Source organism: Flagellimonas sp. MMG031 (assembly GCF_040112705.1).
Taxonomy (GTDB): Bacteria; Bacteroidota; Bacteroidia; order Flavobacteriales; family Flavobacteriaceae; genus Flagellimonas.
Window position 1 is genome coordinate 2,654,836 of sequence record NZ_CP157804.1, and the last position, 18,813, is coordinate 2,673,648.

Genomic DNA, 18,813 nt, shown 5'->3' on the forward strand with positions numbered 1-18,813 from the left:
TTGGTTATTTATTTTCATACACCAATGGTACAAAAAATAATTGTTTTTGGTACGAAGGCCTTGGAGATTTTTTTAAATCAGTTTAAACCGCAATTCATCCCCGTACTTCTTTTGGGCCAAAATGGAGATGGACGCTTCTGAGAGTTGCAAAATACGTGGGTAACCGCCGGTGGTTTGACCATCTTTCATCAAAATGATCATACGGCCTGCTGGCGTAAGCTGGATAGTGCCCGGCAAGGTCCCGGAAGTAAGCATGGTATGCGAATGCCCTGCGATGAGCTCCGAAATTTGATAGGCCATTCGATTGTTTTCCTTGGAAACATGATAGGTCTTGGTAAAGATCTCGGTCAACTGCCCGTCCGAAAGCAACGAAAACTCGGGACCTTTGTACACCTTGAGCACATTACTTTCAAAATGCTCTTCAATCTTGACTTCCGATATTTTGGGTTCGTAGGACTTGGTTTCCTTGTAAGGGACCTCATCGCCATCTTTAAGTCGGGCCGACTTGGTAACGGGATAAAACTGTGAGCGACTGTGGAGCAGTTTTTCCGTTTGAAAACCTCCCTTCACGGCCAAATATCCCCTGAAACCCTTCTCCAGACGACCGTAGGACAAAATATCGCCCTTGCCCACTTTGATTACGGTGTAGGTATCAACAGGCTCATTGTTAAGAGTGGCGGCGATATGGGCACCAGACATACTAATATACGTATCGGTATCAAATTGAAGGGTCGGACCCGTCATGGTAATTTCCAAAACCGCATCGTTCTCATCGTTCTCCAACAAAAGGTTGGCCTTCTTCACCGATTCCACATCCATGGCCCCAGCTATGGGCACACCAATATCCCGATGTCCGAACCTTCCAAGGTCTTGGATGGTCAAATAAAGGCCAGGTTTCAATACTTTAAGCATTCAGCACCACTTTTTCGGGTTCATATATACCTACTTCGCCCTCGATTTTATGAAGTTTGTATTCCGCTTTTGAAATAGATTCAAACTGTATCTTGTCCCCTACCTTCACAAAGCAAGGGTCATCCTTTTTGGGGTCGAATAGATCCACTGGACAGTTTCCGATAATGTTCCAGCCGCCGGGAGATTCCTGTGGATAAATTCCGGTTTGTTTGCTGGCAAGTCCTACCGAGCCTTTGGGAACCTTTAACCTCGGCTCGGCACGGCGAGGGATTTCCAGAGAAGCAGGAAGTCCGCCCAAATACATAAAGCCGGGCAAAAAGCCGATGCCGTACACCACATATTGATGGGAAGTATGCTGTTCGATGAGCGCTTCGGGAGAAAGCCCCAAGGTTTTGGAAGCATCTTCGAGGTCCATTCCAAATTCCAAATCGTAGCAAACGGGCAGTGTCCATAAATGCTGTATCCGTTCTGTTTTGGATTGGGCCTGACGCTCTTGGCATTCCGCAATCATCTTTTTGGTTTCCTCAAAATCGATATGGTCCTGATTGTAGACCATGGTCAAGGAATTATAGGCTACGGACATTTCCCAACCTGGGATTTCCAGCTCTTTAAACGCATCCATAAAGTCGAGAATGTCGGCCAAAATGGATTCACTCACCTCTTTGGGCCATTCTACCAGAACGGCACGTTCACCAAAGGGCTTTATACTGATGGGGTAACTTTTCACTATGCTATTTTCACCTGATTTTGAGGTAATTCTCTAGAAAGATACATCAATATATCCAAAGCAGAAACCGTATCGCCATGAATGCACAACGTATCCGCACTGATTTGTCGAAGTCCACCATCAACGGTTAAAACTTCCCCTTTTTTGATGATGGGAAGAATATGTTGCAAGACTGCCTCAGGTTGCTCAATAAGGGCATATTCCGTTTTTCTGGAAACTAGGGACAGGTCAGGATTATAGTTTCGATCCGCAAAAGCTTCATACCAGATTTGAAACCCTTGTTCTTGAGCTATTCTTGCGATTTCTGAACCAAAAGGCACATACAGGATAGCTTCGTTTTTATATGCTGCAATGGCATCCAAATAGGCAATGGCCAGTTGGTTGTTCTTCGCCGTTTGATTGTACAAGGCACCGTGCGCTTTGATATGGTGCAATGTAATTTCTCCCTGATTTAGCACTTCATCAAAATCTGTCAATTGGGATTGAATGCTTTGGATAAGATCTTCGTTCGAAATATCCATGACCTCTCTGCCAAAATTGGCTTTATCCGGATATGATGGATGCGCGCCCACTTTAAGTCCGTGCTGCTTGGCCAAAGAAACTATTTCACGCATGGTTTCCATATCCCCCGCATGTCCGCCGCAAGCAATATTGCACGAACTGATGTACGGAAAAATCTGCGCTTCGTTCCCTACACCTTCGCCTACATCACAATTGATATCTATGGTAAACTGATCCATTTAAAACAAACCTATCACTTTTAATATACTTTTTGCACCGAGAAAAATGGCAAAAGCAACGATGGCGATGCCAAATGCATTCTGGATGACAGAGTTTCGGTGTTGGCCCATCACCGATTTTTTGTTTACCACCCATAAGAGCAATAAGGCCATCACGGGAAGCAAAATACCGTTGGCCACTTGCGCAAATTGAATGACCTCAATGGGCTTAATATCGAAAGAAAGGAAAACCACTCCGCAAAGCAGTACCGTAGTCCAGACCATTTTAAATTTTTTGTGCTGCATTCCGCCTTTCCAGCCAAAGCAACTACTGGCCACGTAGGCGGCGGCTAAAGGGGCTGTAATGGCGGAGGTAATTCCCGCTGCCAAAAGCCCAATGGACATGAACAAAAATGCCATTTGTCCAAATAAGGGCTCTAAGGCCTTGGCCATATCCAAGGCATTGTTGATTTCGGAGATGGGTGCAGCGGCGGCAGTCACCAATATGGCCATAGAAACCAAACCGCCCAATCCTATGGAAATAAGAGTGTCCCAATGCACTGCTTTTAGATCTTTTTGCGAATTCCATTTTTCCTTTACCAAAGAGGCATGCAAAAAGAGATTGTAAGGAACCACCGTAGTCCCCACCAGGGCAATTACGGTAAGCAATGCGTTTTCAGGCAATTTAGGAACGAACATTCCCTTTACAATTTCACCAATCGATGGTTGGGTGATGATGGCACAAATAACAAAGCTTACACCCATAATGCCTACCAAGCCCATGAATATTTTTTCCAAAATCTTATAATTGCTCCACCATAGTAGCATAAAAATTATTCCTCCTATAATGGCGGGCAAAAAAGGTTTAACCGAAGGATAGGGCAACAACTGCTCCAATCCTAAGGTGGCACCGCCGATATTTCCCGCTTCGTAGGCAGCATTTCCCACCAAAATGGCACCGAGCACTATGGCGATGACTATATTTCGAATCCATGGTGTTCGCAGTTCTGCCCGAACCACGTCCACTAGGCCACTTTGGGTTATGAGTCCAATCCTACCGGCCATGCCCTGCAACACGATAGTGGCTATTACCGACACTAAGAGAGCCCACAGCAAAGCGTACCCAAAACTTGCTCCTGCTAGCGTGCACATGGTTATGGTTCCCGGCCCAACAAAGGCTGCTGCAACAAGAACTCCCGGACCTATTTTTTTAAACATGGATGGTTTGGTTTTGGTGGGTTGAAATTAAAAGTATAAATGGACAAATCATGCATTTCATCCGAAAAAGTGCCATTCGTCTAAAAGTGGGATGCCGTACATCGATTTTTTATACGATTTCGAAAAACTGAAAGTTATGGTTATACCAAATCTTATTGAGACCTAAACTTGACTAAAACCTATGATATGTAAGGATTGTGGCAAAGGCCTTGACCCCCAACAATATAAAGCTTCCAAGGAATCTTTGGGTGTTACACTCTGCGAAAGACATACAAAGCTTATCAAACGAGTGATATTGAACAATGATACGCCAATTGAGGCCATTCATTTATTCTATGCCCTTAAAGAGGCCGGTGTATCTCCAATGCTGGAATGGTGGGATGGAAAAAAATCTGTGGATATAGCAATTTCCAGAGTAAAGCTCAATATTGAAATTGACCAAAACTACAACATGATCACCCACGAACAGGCCATAGCCGACCTTGAAGATGCCATGCATTCGTTCAAAAATGGGTTTACCACTGTTCGGATTCCCCATTTGGCCATCAAATATTATTTGGACGAAACGGTGGAGAACATCATGGGAATCATCGAAGGACTAAAAGCCAACATCAAGGCCATTTAGTTGGAAAACTGAAATCTGTTCTCTTTTTTGGTTTCCTTGTATTCCAAAATATTGATGACTACGGTTGCCTCACCAATGTTTTCCAAATCGTTGACGTAGTTTTTGCCACGATTTTCGAAATATTCGGTATCCCCGGGGTTTAATTTGATCATGTCGATTTTACCGTTGCCGTAACGGGTGATCACCAAACCTCCTGTGGTGCATACCCAGCCGTAATTGGTATTGTGTCTTCTAAAGTTAAGACGTTCTCCGGGCAAAAGGCATAAATCCCAAAGCTTGACCTCTTCATTTTCAAAAACCAGTCGATTGCTCAACGATTCTTTGATTTCCTGATGTAGCAACTCATCTATCTTCTCCTGCTCCCAAGGGTCAAAATTCCCCATTGGGTTCAACTCCACAAACTGCATGTTCACTAAATTTTAAAAAAAACGGGGCGAAAGTACTGTTTAAAAGTCTTATCAACAGCGGTTTAAGCAATATTTAACGTAATCACGCCATATCTATCCACAAAAGACCCTAACCTTATCAATTTGATGATAAACCTTTGGTTTATTTTCCATGTTCGCATTCCCTTTTTTCATCAATTTGAGGTTTAGCTTAACCCAGCCACCCTTCCCTATCCAGACTTCGATACTGTATCGCTTCCGAGATATGGTTTTCAGTTACCTCAGAAAACCCTTCCAAATCGGCAATGGTGCGGGATACTTTTAAGATTCTGTCATAAGCCCTCGCAGATAGATTCAGTCGTTGCATGGCTTCCTTTAAAAGATTTTTGGAGGAATCGTTCAATTTGCAAAACTCCCGAATATGTTTGGTTCCCATTTGGGCATTGTAATGGATACCCTCTATTTCGGCAAACCTTTGGTTCTGAATGTCCCTGGCCGCTTCCACTCTTTTTCGGATAACGACACTGCTCTCCCCTCTCCTGTCTTCGGACAATTTATCGAAAGGGACCGGGGTGACCTCAATGTGAATATCTATCCTATCCAACAAAGGGCCCGATATTTTGCCCAGATACCGCTGCATTTCTGCGGGTGATGATGTCACAGGGGCATCGGGGTCGTTAAAATATCCTCCCGGACTGGGATTCATGCTGGCCACCAGCATAAAACTACTGGGATAAGTAACCGTAAATTGGGCGCGGGCTATGGTGACCTCCCTATCTTCCATCGGTTGTCGCATCACTTCCAGTACACGTCGTTCAAACTCAGGGAGCTCGTCCAAAAACAGGACTCCATTGTGGGCCAACGATATTTCACCGGGTTGCGGATAACTGCCCCCACCCACTAGGGCGGCACTGCTTATGGTATGGTGCGGGTTACGGAAAGGTCGCTGGCTCATCAAGCCTTTGTTTTTCACCTTTCCTACCACACTGTGTATTTTGGTGGTTTCCAAGGCCTCGTGCAAGGTCATGGGCGGCAAAATGGACGGTAAACGCTTGGCCAGCATGGTCTTCCCTGCTCCGGGGGGACCTATCAAGATGATATTGTGACCGCCGGCAGCCGCAATTTCCATGCATCGTTTTATGCTTTCCTGTCCCTTAACATCAGCAAAATCAAATTCTGGCAGGTACTGTTGTTCGTAAAACGTTTTTCGGGTATCCACCACGGTTTGTTCCAGAGGAAGGTCGGCATCAAAAAAATCAATAACCTGTTTAATGGTTTCCACGCCGTAGACCTTGAGTCCGTCCACCACAGCAGCTTCATTGGCATTTTCCTTGGGAAGGATAAAGCCTTCGAAACCTTCTTGCTGGGCCTTAATCGCAATGGGAAGGGCACCTTTTATGGGTTGCAGGCTTCCGTCCAAAGAAAGCTCTCCCATAATCAAATAGTTTTCAATGTTTTCCGAACGGATTTGTCCTGATGCTGCCAAGATTCCAATGGCCAAGGTTAAATCGTAGGCCGAACCCTCCTTGCGCATATCGGCCGGAGCCATGTTGATGGTGATTTTTTTACCGGGAATGCGGTAATCGTTGTTCTGAAGGGCAGCGGCAATTCGAAAATTACTTTCTTTAATGGCATTATCTGGCAATCCTACCAAATGATACCCGATTCCCTTGTCGATATTGACCTCCACTACAATGGTGGTGGCCTCTATACCAAAAACGGCACTTCCGTAAACTTTTGTGAGCATAAATTGTTTCTAATTGAAAAAGACTGAAAATGTAAACAATCTATGTTCAAGAATAGGTGCTCAATTGACGGATGCCCCTTTTGAATTGACGGATGCGCCTTTTGGGTTAACGAAAGATCAAAATGGATGATGCAGTTTCTTCAATTTCCTGCTTGTTCATCATCATTTTACGGAACTCCCCATTCACATACATTTGGGCTTGATCCTGATAATGCTCGCTGAACGGATTTCCCGACTGGCCCGTGGGCAAGATGCTGATGCTGTTCTCTACATCGGAAAAATCGATGATCCTCCGAGTGGATGGACCCGAATTTACTTTGTAAAAACCTGTGCTGTCATAGGGAAAAGCAAGGTTGTTGATTACTTCTCGAGTGCCTTCCACAGGAAATGGACCTACGTTGAAATAGCCTCGTAAGGATTCTACTTGCCCAAATGGGTGTGGATGCTCCAGCGTATGTAGTTTATCCCATGTCCATTGGCTGGGATCGGGTCCGAAATCTTCCACCAACGAATTCCATGCATCGGAAAAGGAAGCCATGACCATATCCTGTCTGGTTTCCACTACATCGGGCGTATTGACATTGTCCCACCATTTGGAACGCTCTATGGAAGCACCCCAAGCAATCTGTCTTTTGAATAAATGGGTGGACAAAAACTGTTTGAACATTTCAGGGCCCATTTCGTCCTCGACCGTGTTCTTTACCATAAAATAGAGGCTTCGATGGTACAAAGCGGGACTGGTGCTGGTCAAGGAATACTTGCCGTTCCAATTTCTTAGGGAATCCACCATAACCAGCTGTTCTTCGGTCATTTTGTTGACATCAAACAATTTGATGAGTTCCGTGACCACTTCCGTATTTACGGGTGAGGTGACGTCCAATATCATTTCAGAAACGGATTCCTTGTCCCAGTCGTTTTTCGCATCCAACAACTGAACTATCCTTTTGGCGCGGTTTTCGGGCAAATAGTAGCCGGGATATAACATTCCCGCAATGGAATCGGGCTGATTATTGGCCGAGTAGACGTAATTCCATGGTGGGTTTTCCGCCATTGGATTCTCAGAAAAATCCAGATATCTCAAAGGCTCCTCTTTTCCAGATGTTCCATCCAACACAAATTTGGTGGACAAACTGTCTGGCATTTGATAAAGTTTGGCTGTGGCCCACCAAGCTACATTGCCCTCGGCATCGCCGTACATTACGTTAAGTCCCGGTGCATGGATATTGGGCAGGGCACTTTTAAACTCTTCCATGTTTTTGGCATGACTAAGCCCATATAGCGCATGCATCACCATATTCTTGGGCTTAGTATATATCCATGACATGCTTATGGGCCGCTCACCGGATATTTGGTCCGCAATGTTGTTCAGCACGGGACCGTGGTGTGTTTTTTTGTATGAAAAGGCCACATCTTCACCATCCTTAACCTTTATGGTCTTATTTACTAATTGGTAGGTTTTCCAACCTTCGGCTGTTTTGTATTGTGTGCTATCGGATGGATTGGTTTCTTCATAGTAAAAATCAATATCATCATTTTCGAACATGGTAAGTCCATACGCCATTTTTCGGTCGTGACCCAATAACGGAAAGGGAACACCTGCCAAATGATATCCATATTTTTCGTAGGTAGGTGTGCTTACATGTGCCTCGTACCAGACGGATGGCTGTGCAAACCCAATATGTGGGTCGTTTGCCAAGATGACCTTGCCATTTTTGGTTTTTTGTGGCGCTATCACCCAACTATTGCTGCCTTCAAATTGGGGAATGGGCAGTTTTTTCAACGCCTCGTCCACACTGGCGGTAATTTGGGTTCCCAAGGTGTCAACGGACTCTCCTTTGTAGTTTTTTATCCATACGGTGGAAGAATCGGAATCAATGGCCAAGTCCTTCATATACTCATCACCCAATTTATTCCTAAGACTGGTTAGGAACGGGTCCGTTTTATGGGCCATGGCAAAACTAAAGGCCATATACCCAACCGCATTGTACACATCTTCAATGGTAAAAGGTTCTTTATCTATCCCGGTCAAGTAAAACTCTATGGGGGTGGGACCTTCTTCTATAAAGGCATTGATTCCATCCAAATAGGCTTGTGAGAGCACAATGGGCTCACTGCTTTTGTCCAATCCCTGTAAAGTTTCACGGGTATGCTCATCTATGCCAAGGGATAGAAAAAACTTATCGGTCTTTACCATGTCCTTGCCAAACACCTCCGAAAGTCTTCCTTTGGCCACCCTTCTCAACAGCTCCATTTGCCACAATCGGTCCTGGGCGTGCACGTAGCCAAGTGCTTTTAAGGCATCCGCCTCATTGTCGGCATAAACATGTGGGATTCCGTAGGGGTCAAAATACGTTTTTACCTCGGAGGATAGACCCGGAAGGGATTTTTCCCCTCCATAGTCGGGTTTAAGACTGTTGATAAATAAGGCTACGCCAATAATTACAAGTAGAAGTAATCCTGCTAGAACAAGAAGAATCTTTTTGTATGTTTTCACAAAGAAGGGTTAAGTCGATTAGTAGACCTAATGTATAATTATTTTTTTAGATGTTGAACAAAATTGATTGACAAATGTCAATTATTTGTTCATGGATAGCTGATGTTTTTCCAAACCGGATTTTAACCAATCTTCGTAGGTGTCCACATCCACATACTGCACAGCTTCGTTCAATATCTCCAATTCGGGTGACATAAGCACATAATAGGGCTGCGATGCCGCATTAAAATTGATGGTTTGGAAGGTACCCCACTTTTGTCCGATGGTTTCAATGGCCTTTACCCGTCCTGAATCGTATTTAAAATCGAATTTTTCGGAATCGGGCAATTCCTTCCTATCATCCACATAGAGGGAAATGAGCACGTATTCATCCTTCAGTAAAGGATACACATTAGGGTCACTCCACACATTTTCTTCCATTTTTCTGCAATTCACACAGGCCCATCCCGTAAAATCGAGCAAAATGGGCTTGTTTACTTCCTTTGCATAAGCAACGCCTTCTTCAAAATCCTTAAAACAGTCCAAGCCCAACGGACAATCGCTTTCGGTTTCCACTACACTATAAAAGCCGGGAGGCGGAAATCCACTCAACAATTTCAAAGAAGTTACTTTGAATAGCCCAAGTACCAAGTACACGGTAAAAGCAAAGCTTATCAGCCCAACAATCTTTCTGGAAGGAGACAAATTCTTTTTGGGACCATCATGCGGAAACCTGAACAATCCGAATAAATAAAGGGTCATCAATACAAACAGGACCACCCAAATGCCTACGAATATTTCCCGTTTCAGAATGCCCCAATTCCCCACTAAATCGGCGTTGGATAAGAATTTGAAGGCCAAAGCCAGCTCCAAGAAGCCCAACACCACTTTCACCGTAGTCATCCATCCCCCTGATTTAGGCAGCGAATTCAACCAAGCCGGGAACATTGCAAACAAGGCAAAAGGCAGGGCCAAGGCCAAACCAAAACCGACCATCCCGGAAGTTAAATTGGTCGCCACATTTCCTTCTGCCAAGGTGGTACTGCCCAAGAGTCCACCCAAAATTGGTCCCGTACAGGAAAATGAAACAATGGCCAAGGTCAAGGCCATAAAAAAGATGCCCAATCCCCCTCCTACTTTGGAGGATGCCGAATCCATCTTATTGGCCCAAGAGCTTGGTAAGGTCAGTTCGTAGTAACCGAAAAAAGAAAAGGCAAAGAACACAAAAATGACGAAGAAGAACACGTTAAGCCATATATTGGTGGCGATGGTATTCAATATTTGGGAGTCCACCGAATTGAACAAATGGAACGGTAAACTCAACAAGAAATAAATCAACACAATGAAAAATCCATAGAGCAAGGCATTGGCAATCCCCTTGGATTTCTGCTTGGTCTGTTTGGTAAAAAAAGAAACTGTTAGCGGAATCATGGGGAAAACGCAGGGCGTCAACAAGGCTATAAGTCCACCTATAAACCCAAGCCCAAAAATCATCCAAAGGTTGGATTTGCCTTCGGAATCGGTCACTCCATCTTGTTGGAGCAGTTCCTTGTTCTTTAAATCAACCTTTAGCGATTCGCCCAAGGCCACACTTCGTTCATCCAAGGATGTCTCTTCTGCCACAAAACCGCTTCCATCCAACGAAATTTGGAAGAACTCATCTACGGGGAGACACACCTCCTTGCAAATCTGATAAAAGAGGTTGACGGAAATTTGATTCGCCTCTGGGTCGAGGAGTTTTATTTTCTGGGTAAAAATGGCCTCTTCTTTAAAGAAGGTCTCGTCCACTTCAAAAATATCGCTGTATTCGGTGATGGTCTCACTCTCCTCAGTGACCCCGACCAATTCATAGTCTTCCCCTGCTTTTTCAAAAGTAAACTCACTGGGCAGGGCACCACCTTCGGCCGTATGTTGGGAATATACATGCCATCCCTCCATAATTTTTCCCTTGAACACCAGTTCATATTCGGTATCCGATAGTTGGCGAACCTCGTGGCTCCAAACCGCAGGATTTTCATCCGTTTGGGCCAGAGCAGTGCCTGTACCAATAAACAATAGTCCAAAAAAGAGTACCAATAATCTCATAGCAACTGTGTAATCTTAATTATTTCACGGGTCGATTCCCCTACCTTAAAACGCTGATCGGCCCGTTTGCCCACGACCCAAACAATATCGTCTCCAGAACAAAGCAACCATTGTTTTCCTTTGGAAAACACATCCATTTTTTCATCCTTGAAAAACTTGGACAGTTTTTTTTTGCCCTGCATCCCGAAGGGATAAAAATAGTCGCCTTTTTCCCAATTTCTTAACAATAACGGTGGGTTTAACTTTTCCTTATCCAAAAAGACCACATGTTTCCCTTCTTTTTCTACTTTTTCGACCGACTCCACTTTCAATGGTATCGGTAATTTCGTTGGGGTTTCATCCAAATAGACAGGATAGGATTTATTTACCCTATTTTCTTTTGGAGACAGCAACAGATAATCTCGATCCTTGAGCAAAATATGCGTTTTGGAAACCACTTGCTTTCCGCTTGTTGCCGAAAGCAGTCCTTCCACATCGCCCCATTCCGTAAACCCATATCCCTGAAACAGATGGTATAAATGGGCTCCCAAGGGCTGTAACGCTTTAAGTTTTGCTATGTTAATCCTAAACACCTCACCTTGTGGCTCGAACAGTTCGGATTGCAGTGTTTGGATATATTGACTTACCAAGTCGTTGGTTTGACCCAAATGCTTTTGTGTAGACCGGAAATTTTGCAAAAAAGTCGGGTGCAGCTCCTTGAGCACCGGTACTATTTGATGACGGATTTTGTTTCTGAGGTATTTGCTGCTTGCATTACTGCTATCCTCTCTCCATGCAACACCGCTGGATTTGGCATATCCCAAAATATCGTCTTGGGAAAAGGGCAATAACGGCCTTACAATTTTATCATTTTGCTGCGGGATACCCGTGAGTCCAGCAATTCCGGTGCCACGAGATAAATTGATCAAAAATGTTTCTAGATTGTCATCCGCGTGGTGCGCTGTCAGCACATAATCAAAGCCCTCAGCATCCAAAAGCTCGGCAAACCATTGGTAGCGTAGTTCACGCGCTGCCATTTGTACGGAACCGCCGTGGTTTTCCAAGTAGCCTTCCACATCAAAATGCTTTATAAAACAGGTCACTCCTTTGGCAACTGCCCAATTTTTTACAAATTCCGCATCACCATCGCTCTCCTTGCCGCGAAGTCCAAAGTTGCAGTGGGCCAGCGCAATCGTTAATTCAGCAGCCGCACACAAATGCGCCAATACCATGCTGTCCACTCCTCCACTACAGGCAATTAACAGCTTCTTTTCTTTTAGAAAAGAAAAACTTTCGTTGATGTGTTGCTTGAACTTCTGGAGCATTTTGCAAATTTACGAATAAACATTATCCCTCCTCCAAAACCAAGCGCATGGCTTTGGCTTTGAGCAGGCACTCCTGATATTCCTTTTCGGGGTCCGATTGTGCCGTGATGGCACTCCCAACAGAATAAGAGACGTATTTTTTGGAAGCGTTGTACAAAATGCTTCGGATAACCACATTGAAATCAAAATCGCCGTTTGGGTCAAAATAGCCTACCGTACCGCTGTATAATCCCCGTTTGGTCTCTTCCAAATCTTCGATGATCTTCATGGCCGATATTTTCGGGGCCCCTGTCATGCTGCCCATAGGAAACGTTTCCTTGATGAGTTCAACAGATGGTTTGTTTTCCGAAACCTCAGCCGCAACGGTCGAAATCAATTGATGCACCTGTTTGAAAGAATAGGGTTCACAAAGTTCTTCCACTTTAACCGAACCTTTGATGGCACTTTTGGAAAGGTCGTTGCGCACCAAGTCGGTGATCATAATGTTCTCCGAACGTTCCTTTTTGTCCGCACTCAGCTCTTTTTTAATCTGCTCGTCCTCACGTTTGCCTTCACCTCTTCGAGCGGTACCTTTTATGGGTTGTGAAATCACTTTTGCACCTATCTTTTTAAGATAGCGCTCTGGCGAGGCGCACATGAGATAATGGTCCGAAAATCGCGCAAAAGCTGCAAAAGGTGGTTCCGAAATCCTATTCAACCTTTGGTAGGTCGCCCAGGGGTCCAACGCATAATCCTCTGCATAAAATTCCTGACAAAAATTGGCCTCATAGATATCGCCGCGATGAATGTGTCCCAAAAATTGCTGCGCTTTTTCAAAATAAGCATCCTTATGGATTCGCATCTTTATTTTGATGGGTCCGTGGGACTCTTGAACACTGGCTTGGTCTTTATTGTCGCAGATTTCTGCAAAATCAGCATCAATTTCATAATCATAAGTGTCCAAATACTTAAAATGGAGTTGACCATTCGCTACTACTATGAGCTTTTGGGGCTGAAAGAATTGTATCATTGGAAAATCCAGATCATCCACATGGGAGGAAGTCAAATCTTCCAATACATTTTTTACATCATATGAAAAATAGCCAAAAAGCCAATCTGGTGTATGATTTAAAAATGATTCGATTTCTTCTAAGTCGTTGCAAAATGTTGATGCACCAACGGCGAGGCAGGCCTCAAAACTGGAATATGGTTCGTGATGGGAGTTACTGTCCAACCAAACTACGTGTCCATAGTTCCTGGACCATTGGAGCAAGGATTCCTTGCACTGCTGTACCGAATGTATCTTGAATGACCGATGCGTCCGCAAGAGCTTTTAGTTTAATGAATCCAAAAAGGTCTGCAACGCATGCTGATGCCCAGCCTTGAGGTCTTCGTCCAAAATCCCATCCTCGCTAAAGTTATCGTAAAAGGATGGCAAAGAAAATGTAGCCACTATCTCGGCCCCAAAGCGTGGCAACATGCTCTCAATCACACTCAACGAACCCTTTGCCCCTCGCTTTCCGCCAGAAGTCGACATTAAAAGTACCTTGGTGCCCCCCAAAAAGTTGCGCTCCAATCGGGACAACCAATCCAAAAGGTTTTTAAAGTAGGCGGATGGATTGCCATTATGCTCGTTTACCGATAAAATGATGCCATCGGCTTGAGCAATCTGGTCCTTCAATCCGGTAAGTGCATCAGGATACCCTTTTTCCCTTTCCAAGTCTTCACTAAACATCGGAAAAGGGTGCTCAGCCATGTTTAAGGTCTGTAAATCATGATTTTGGACTAAAGATGTGGTGAGTTCTACCAATTTAAAATTGATGGAAGTTGAAGAATTGCTCCCGGCAAATGCCAAAATTGCAGCCATAGCTAAAAATCGTTGATTGTTTCGCTAAAATACCGTAATTGATACATACCTGCGACTATTTTCCATATTTTTGGCGCGAGTAACATCCAAACTACTTGCTAAACAAGTATATAGGGTGAACAAAAATTGGATGACAACGGACAAAAACAGATTGTTTTTTATTGATGCCATGCGTGCTTGGGCCATTTTGATGATGCTGCAAGGGCATTTCATCGATGGTCTCTTGGACCCCATTTTTAGGGATCCCAACAATCCGGTTTATGCGGTTTGGCTCTATTTTAGGGGAATTACTGCCCCAGTGTTCTTTACGGTTTCCGGTTTTATTTTTACGTATCTGCTCATCAGAGCTCCCCAAAAAGGAATGGAAAACCCGAGGGTTGCCAAAGGCATTCGTCGTGGTCTGCAATTGCTGGCTATTGGATATCTATTGCGTTTAAACCTTGGCGGATTGCTCAAAGGAGAGATTTATAATTCATTTTATCTGGTGGATGTGCTCCATTGTATCGGGCTTTCCATTTTAGGCCTTATTGGGCTTTACCTGCTCACTGCCAAAAAGAAAAAATACGTTTTTCCATTGGTCTTGGTCACCACGACCCTATTGCTGTTTTTGTTCGAACGGACCTATAAACCATGGACTTTTGCTTTTTTGCCTGATTTTCTCGCCAATTACTTTACAAAAGCCAATGGTTCGGTGTTTACCATTATCCCTTGGTTCGGCTATGCCACCATAGGAGCGTTCATTGCAGGGTTGTTCACTCGCTTCAAGCATTTCAGGTATTTGTATCCCACCGCCATTTCCATTGCCCTTTTGTTAGGCTATGTATTGATTTATCATTCGACCCCTGCATTCGCCGCCCTGTATGAAGTGACCGGATTTGGATTCCTAAAGTTATTGTTGACCAACAATTACCTATTTATACGTTTGGGGAATGTGTTTGTGGTATTTGCCGTATTTATGATGCTGCGTAGTTGGATGACCAACAAAACCGTTTTGAATATCGGCGCAAGCACGTTATCCATTTACGTGATTCACTTTATGATTCTTTACGGAAGTTTTACCGGTTTGGGACTGTACCGATTTTTCAATCGTTCCCTTTCCCCTGAAGTCGTTGTTCCTGGAGCACTATTGTTTATGATGGTCTGCACCTTCTTGGCCTTGCAATACCATAAACACGAAGCGCATATCAAATCACAGATTGCCTCGGGGATTGCTTTTGCCAGAGTGCAAATTGTAGAAGCAAAGGAGATTACACTTCCATTACTGAAAGAGCTGATGGTTCGCCTTCATCTTTTCCTAAAGCGTGTTTTACGTACCGTACGAAGCTAAAAAAAGCATCCAATCCCTAAGATTGAATGCTTTTAATTATGATTATACTTCAATAAACCCTTTATCGATACATTTTTTTGAACTTGGGTTCAAAAAAACACTCGAAATGACACGTATCTTACACATGCAATGCCCTGTCGTCGGTAGCGGCCAAGGCAGCTTCCTTAACGGCCTCCGCAAAAGTTGGGTGTGCATGGCTCATTCTGGAAATATCCTCGGCCGAAGCCCTGAATTCCATCGCGGTAACGCCTTCGGCAATCAGATCGGCGCAACGTGCCCCGATCATATGAATGCCCAGTACCTCATCGGTTTTCTTGTCGGCAAGAATTTTCACAAAGCCGTCAATGTCCATACTGGCACGGGCCCTGCCCAATGCGCGCATGGGAAACTGTCCTGATTTGTATTCGACTCCTTCTTCCTTCAATTGCTCCTCGGTTTTTCCAACCGCTGCAACTTCCGGCCAAGTATACACGACCCCGGGAATCAAATTGTAATCGATGTGTGGCTTTTGTCCGGCCAATAGTTCGGCAACCATGGTGCCCTCTTCTTCCGCTTTGTGTGCCAACATCGCTCCTTTCACCACGTCTCCAATGGCGTAGATATTGGAAACATTGGTCTGTAGATGCTCGTTTACTTCAACGCGACCTCTATCATCCAGCTTTACTCCAGCTGCTTCGGCATTTAATCCGTCCGTGTACGGTTTTCGGCCAACACTTACCAAGCAGTAATCACCTTTAAGTGTAACCTCTTCACCCTTTTTGTCATCTGCCTTTACAATGACCTCATCGCCTTTACGCTCCACAGATTTCACCTTGTGGGATAGATTGAACTTTACCTTTTGTTTTTTCATCACCTTGGTCAACTCTTTGGAAAGGGCACCGTCCATCCCAGGGATGATTCGGTCCATGTATTCGACCACAGTAACCTCTGCTCCCAAACGCTTGTACACCTGACCCAATTCCAGACCAATAACACCACCGCCAATGACAATCATGTGCTTTGGAACTTCTTTGAGTTTTAAGGCCTCGGTGGAAGTAATAATGCGTTCTTTGTCAATTTCGATAAATGGCAAGGACGCAGGTTTGGAACCTGTTGCGATAATGATGTTCTTGGCCTCAATGGTTTCCTCTCCATCCTCTTTGGCAATATGGACATGGGTGGCATCCTTAAAGCTCCCAACTCCATGGTACACATCGATTTTATTTTTGCTCATCAAAAACTCGATGCCCTTGGTGGTTTGGTCCACAACGCCCTGTTTACGGGCGATCATTTGTTCCAAATTGACCTTTACCTCTCCCGGAATTTCAATACCGTGTTCTTCAAAATGCTTTACGGCATCTTCATAATGGTGAGAAGAGTCCAACAATGCCTTGGAAGGGATACATCCCACATTAAGGCAAGTACCGCCCAAGGTTGCATATTTTTCTATTATGGCCGTTTTCATTCCCAATTGGGCACAACGAATGGCCGCCACATAGCCTCCTGGTCCTGAGCCGATGATGGCTACATCATATTGATTCATATTCTATTTTTTGAAAGGATAATTGCTAAACAGATTTGTACGTTACAAAACGACCGTAAAAATACAAATGTTTTTCGGGACGGCATCAATTCACTGTTTTCTAAAATTTGTGCAGTAGTTGATCGGATTGAATTACAGTGGGCAATGATTCTGTTGGCAGTATGGAGTAAGCGGTTGGTGTTTATTTTGTCGGAAGTCAGAAGTCGGGAGTCAGAAGTCGGGAGTCAGAAGTCCGAAGTCGGAAGTTATGGGTTATGGGTTTAGAGTTGCGGGTTTGATGTTGTGAGTTCAGTCTTGTTTTGAACTTGATGCTTGAACTTGAATTTTTCAAACAGATTTCTACATCGGTGCTTCGCATTTCAGGTGGAAATAACCCCATGCCGCGATACCGGAACTGTCATTCCTACCCGCGCAGTAATCCGCAGTCCACAACTCATGGATTCCGCATCAGGTGCGGAATAAAAAACCACCGAGGACCCGAAGGTCGCCCGGTGGAAAAATAACCCAACGTAAAATTTGATAGTATAGATTTTTATTCTGTTACTTCTTCTGCTTCTTCTTCTGGGCAGTCAGCATCAACTTGCAATATGCCCGTGAGGGCCCAATTATGGTTTATGGTAAGGTTTTGAATAGCCTCAACTACATCCGGACCACAAATGGAAAGTCCATCAACACCTATGGTGATATCCTTAGGACCCTCATTCTCTTCCACATACTCATTCCAACCAATCAATGTGGCGTTGAGATTGGGAGCGGTCATACCGCTATTGTCCAACATAAATTCCATGGTGAAGACACTTCCGATGTCCCACGCGCCCAAATTCTGGTCAAAAGCGGTAGCGCCGTCAAACATATTCTCTACGTCTGTGACCTGGGAGATATCCCAACCACCAATATTTTGGTTAAAGGAAGTTGCTCCCTGGAACATGGTGTTCATTGACAACACATTACTAGTAGTCCAGTCACCAATATTCTGATTGAACGAAACCGCATTGCTAAACATTCCTCTCATGTTGGTTACGTTACCTGTGTCCCAACTTCCTATACTTTGATTGAATGCTGATGCTCCCGCGAACATGGTCTGCATATCGGTCACAGTACTGGTGTCCCAACCACTCATAGCTCCATTAAAGGAAGAGGCATTTAAGAACATGGACCTCAGAGAGGTGACTTCAGAGAGGTCGGGCGTATCGGTAGCAGTAAAGCCTGTAAGATTGGGGCAATCGATAAACGCGCGCTCCATGGTCTGCCATTTACCTGTACCCCATTGTACAACGCTCACAAGTGATTCCTTACTTGCCATATCTGCATTGAACATGCTAATGGCCGGAAACAGTCCTTTGATCGCTACCAAATAGGTTCCGGCATCGGTATATTCATGGGATGGGTTTTGATCTAAAGACCCGTGCGAGTTTCCATCGCCCCAGTCTATGACATAATCGTATTCATAGTCTTCATTGGTCCCTATGGTCAGCACTTGACCTTCGGCCACTTCCCACTCCGTAATAAAGGCCGCTGGGTCTTCAAAAAGGGTCTCGATGACGTTCTCCACTTCAATGGTAATGCTATTGCTGATGGGATTGGTGATACCATCGGTCACAGTTACCGTGATGCTATGCTGTGATTTGGTCTCAAAATCGAGGTTCTTTCCGGTGGCAAGGCTCAACTGACCATCACTGGTCAGCTCGAACATATCATCATCATTAGTGGTCAAACTGAAGGTGAGCGCATTTCCATCTGCATCAAAGGCTTTCACGAGTCCAATGATGTCACTATCGGAAATATCCTCGGAAGGGTTAAAACTTTGTGCTACCATTACCGGCCCTCGGTTGGTGGCAATGGGGTAGCCTGCATCGTCCTCGGCACAGGACCAAAAAAGGACCAGGGCGAACAATGGTGCTATTATATTTTTAAGTTTCATA

15 protein-coding genes are annotated in these 18,813 nt (G+C 44.5%); 2 read left to right on the forward strand and 13 right to left on the reverse strand.

Going from position 1 to position 18,813, the window contains the following annotated elements; translation table 11 throughout:
* Positions 1-72: 72 nt before the first annotated feature.
* Genes ABNE31_RS11970 through ABNE31_RS11985 form a run of 4 tightly spaced genes read right to left on the reverse strand, consistent with a single transcriptional unit; the run spans position 73 to position 3,576 of the window.
* Positions 73-912, reverse strand: a complete 840-nt coding sequence (locus ABNE31_RS11970) for a biotin-dependent carboxyltransferase family protein (protein ID WP_179383815.1) — start codon at positions 910-912, stop codon at positions 73-75.
* Positions 905-1,639 (reverse strand): 5-oxoprolinase subunit PxpB, encoded by a 735-nt coding sequence (pxpB, locus tag ABNE31_RS11975; RefSeq protein WP_349351299.1) that lies wholly within the window; start codon positions 1,637-1,639, stop codon positions 905-907. Before pxpB ends, ABNE31_RS11970 begins: the two co-directional genes overlap by 8 nt.
* Positions 1,639-2,379: a 5-oxoprolinase subunit PxpA gene (pxpA, locus tag ABNE31_RS11980; RefSeq protein WP_349351300.1), complete on the reverse strand. Its 741-nt coding sequence runs from the start codon at positions 2,377-2,379 to the stop codon at positions 1,639-1,641. Before pxpA ends, pxpB begins: the two co-directional genes overlap by 1 nt.
* Positions 2,380-3,576, reverse strand: a complete 1,197-nt coding sequence (locus ABNE31_RS11985) for an Nramp family divalent metal transporter (RefSeq protein ID WP_349351301.1) — start codon at positions 3,574-3,576, stop codon at positions 2,380-2,382. It lies immediately after the preceding gene.
* A gap of 181 nt (positions 3,577-3,757) precedes the next feature.
* Between ABNE31_RS11985 and ABNE31_RS11990 the strand changes: the two genes are divergently transcribed.
* Entirely contained in the window at positions 3,758-4,201 is a 444-nt protein-coding gene (locus ABNE31_RS11990) for a hypothetical protein (RefSeq protein WP_179383819.1), read from the forward strand.
* Here the strand turns inward: ABNE31_RS11990 and ABNE31_RS11995 are convergent.
* From ABNE31_RS11995 to ABNE31_RS12025, 7 genes are all read right to left on the reverse strand, one after another.
* Complete coding sequence (locus ABNE31_RS11995) at positions 4,198-4,608, reverse strand: hypothetical protein (protein WP_179383820.1); 411 nt, start codon at positions 4,606-4,608, stop codon at positions 4,198-4,200. The genes ABNE31_RS11990 and ABNE31_RS11995 overlap by 4 nt on opposite strands.
* Positions 4,609-4,798: 190 nt before the next feature.
* On the reverse strand, positions 4,799-6,334 hold the full coding sequence (locus tag ABNE31_RS12000; RefSeq protein ID WP_349351302.1) for a YifB family Mg chelatase-like AAA ATPase: 1,536 nt from the start codon (positions 6,332-6,334) through the stop codon (positions 4,799-4,801).
* A 106-nt stretch (positions 6,335-6,440) separates the two neighbouring features.
* Positions 6,441-8,828, reverse strand: coding sequence for a penicillin acylase family protein (locus ABNE31_RS12005; RefSeq protein ID WP_349351303.1), 2,388 nt, complete (start codon positions 8,826-8,828; stop codon positions 6,441-6,443).
* Between the two features lie 81 nt (positions 8,829-8,909).
* Entirely contained in the window at positions 8,910-10,892 is a 1,983-nt protein-coding gene (locus ABNE31_RS12010) for a cytochrome c biogenesis protein CcdA (protein ID WP_349351304.1), read from the reverse strand.
* Positions 10,889-12,196 (reverse strand): tRNA lysidine(34) synthetase TilS, encoded by a 1,308-nt coding sequence (gene tilS, locus ABNE31_RS12015; protein ID WP_349351305.1) that lies wholly within the window; start codon positions 12,194-12,196, stop codon positions 10,889-10,891. The genes ABNE31_RS12010 and tilS overlap by 4 nt, the downstream gene beginning before the upstream one ends.
* A gap of 22 nt (positions 12,197-12,218) precedes the next feature.
* Positions 12,219-13,502, reverse strand: coding sequence for an anthranilate synthase component I family protein (locus ABNE31_RS12020; protein WP_349351306.1), 1,284 nt, complete (start codon positions 13,500-13,502; stop codon positions 12,219-12,221).
* A 6-nt stretch (positions 13,503-13,508) separates the two neighbouring features.
* Entirely contained in the window at positions 13,509-14,042 is a 534-nt protein-coding gene (locus ABNE31_RS12025) for an NAD(P)H-dependent oxidoreductase (protein ID WP_349351307.1), read from the reverse strand.
* Positions 14,043-14,157: 115 nt separating this feature from the next.
* Here ABNE31_RS12025 and ABNE31_RS12030 point away from each other — a divergent pair, with 115 nt between their 5' ends.
* Positions 14,158-15,369, forward strand: a complete 1,212-nt coding sequence (locus ABNE31_RS12030) for a heparan-alpha-glucosaminide N-acetyltransferase domain-containing protein (protein ID WP_349351308.1) — start codon at positions 14,158-14,160, stop codon at positions 15,367-15,369.
* A 118-nt stretch (positions 15,370-15,487) separates the two neighbouring features.
* Here ABNE31_RS12030 and lpdA read toward each other — a convergent pair whose 3' ends face one another.
* Both lpdA and ABNE31_RS12040 read right to left on the reverse strand, forming a co-directional pair.
* Entirely contained in the window at positions 15,488-16,891 is a 1,404-nt protein-coding gene (lpdA, locus tag ABNE31_RS12035; RefSeq protein ID WP_349351309.1) for a dihydrolipoyl dehydrogenase, read from the reverse strand.
* Positions 16,892-17,423: 532 nt separating this feature from the next.
* Complete coding sequence (locus ABNE31_RS12040) at positions 17,424-18,812, reverse strand: BspA family leucine-rich repeat surface protein (protein ID WP_349351310.1); 1,389 nt, start codon at positions 18,810-18,812, stop codon at positions 17,424-17,426.
* Position 18,813 lies beyond the last annotated feature (1 nt).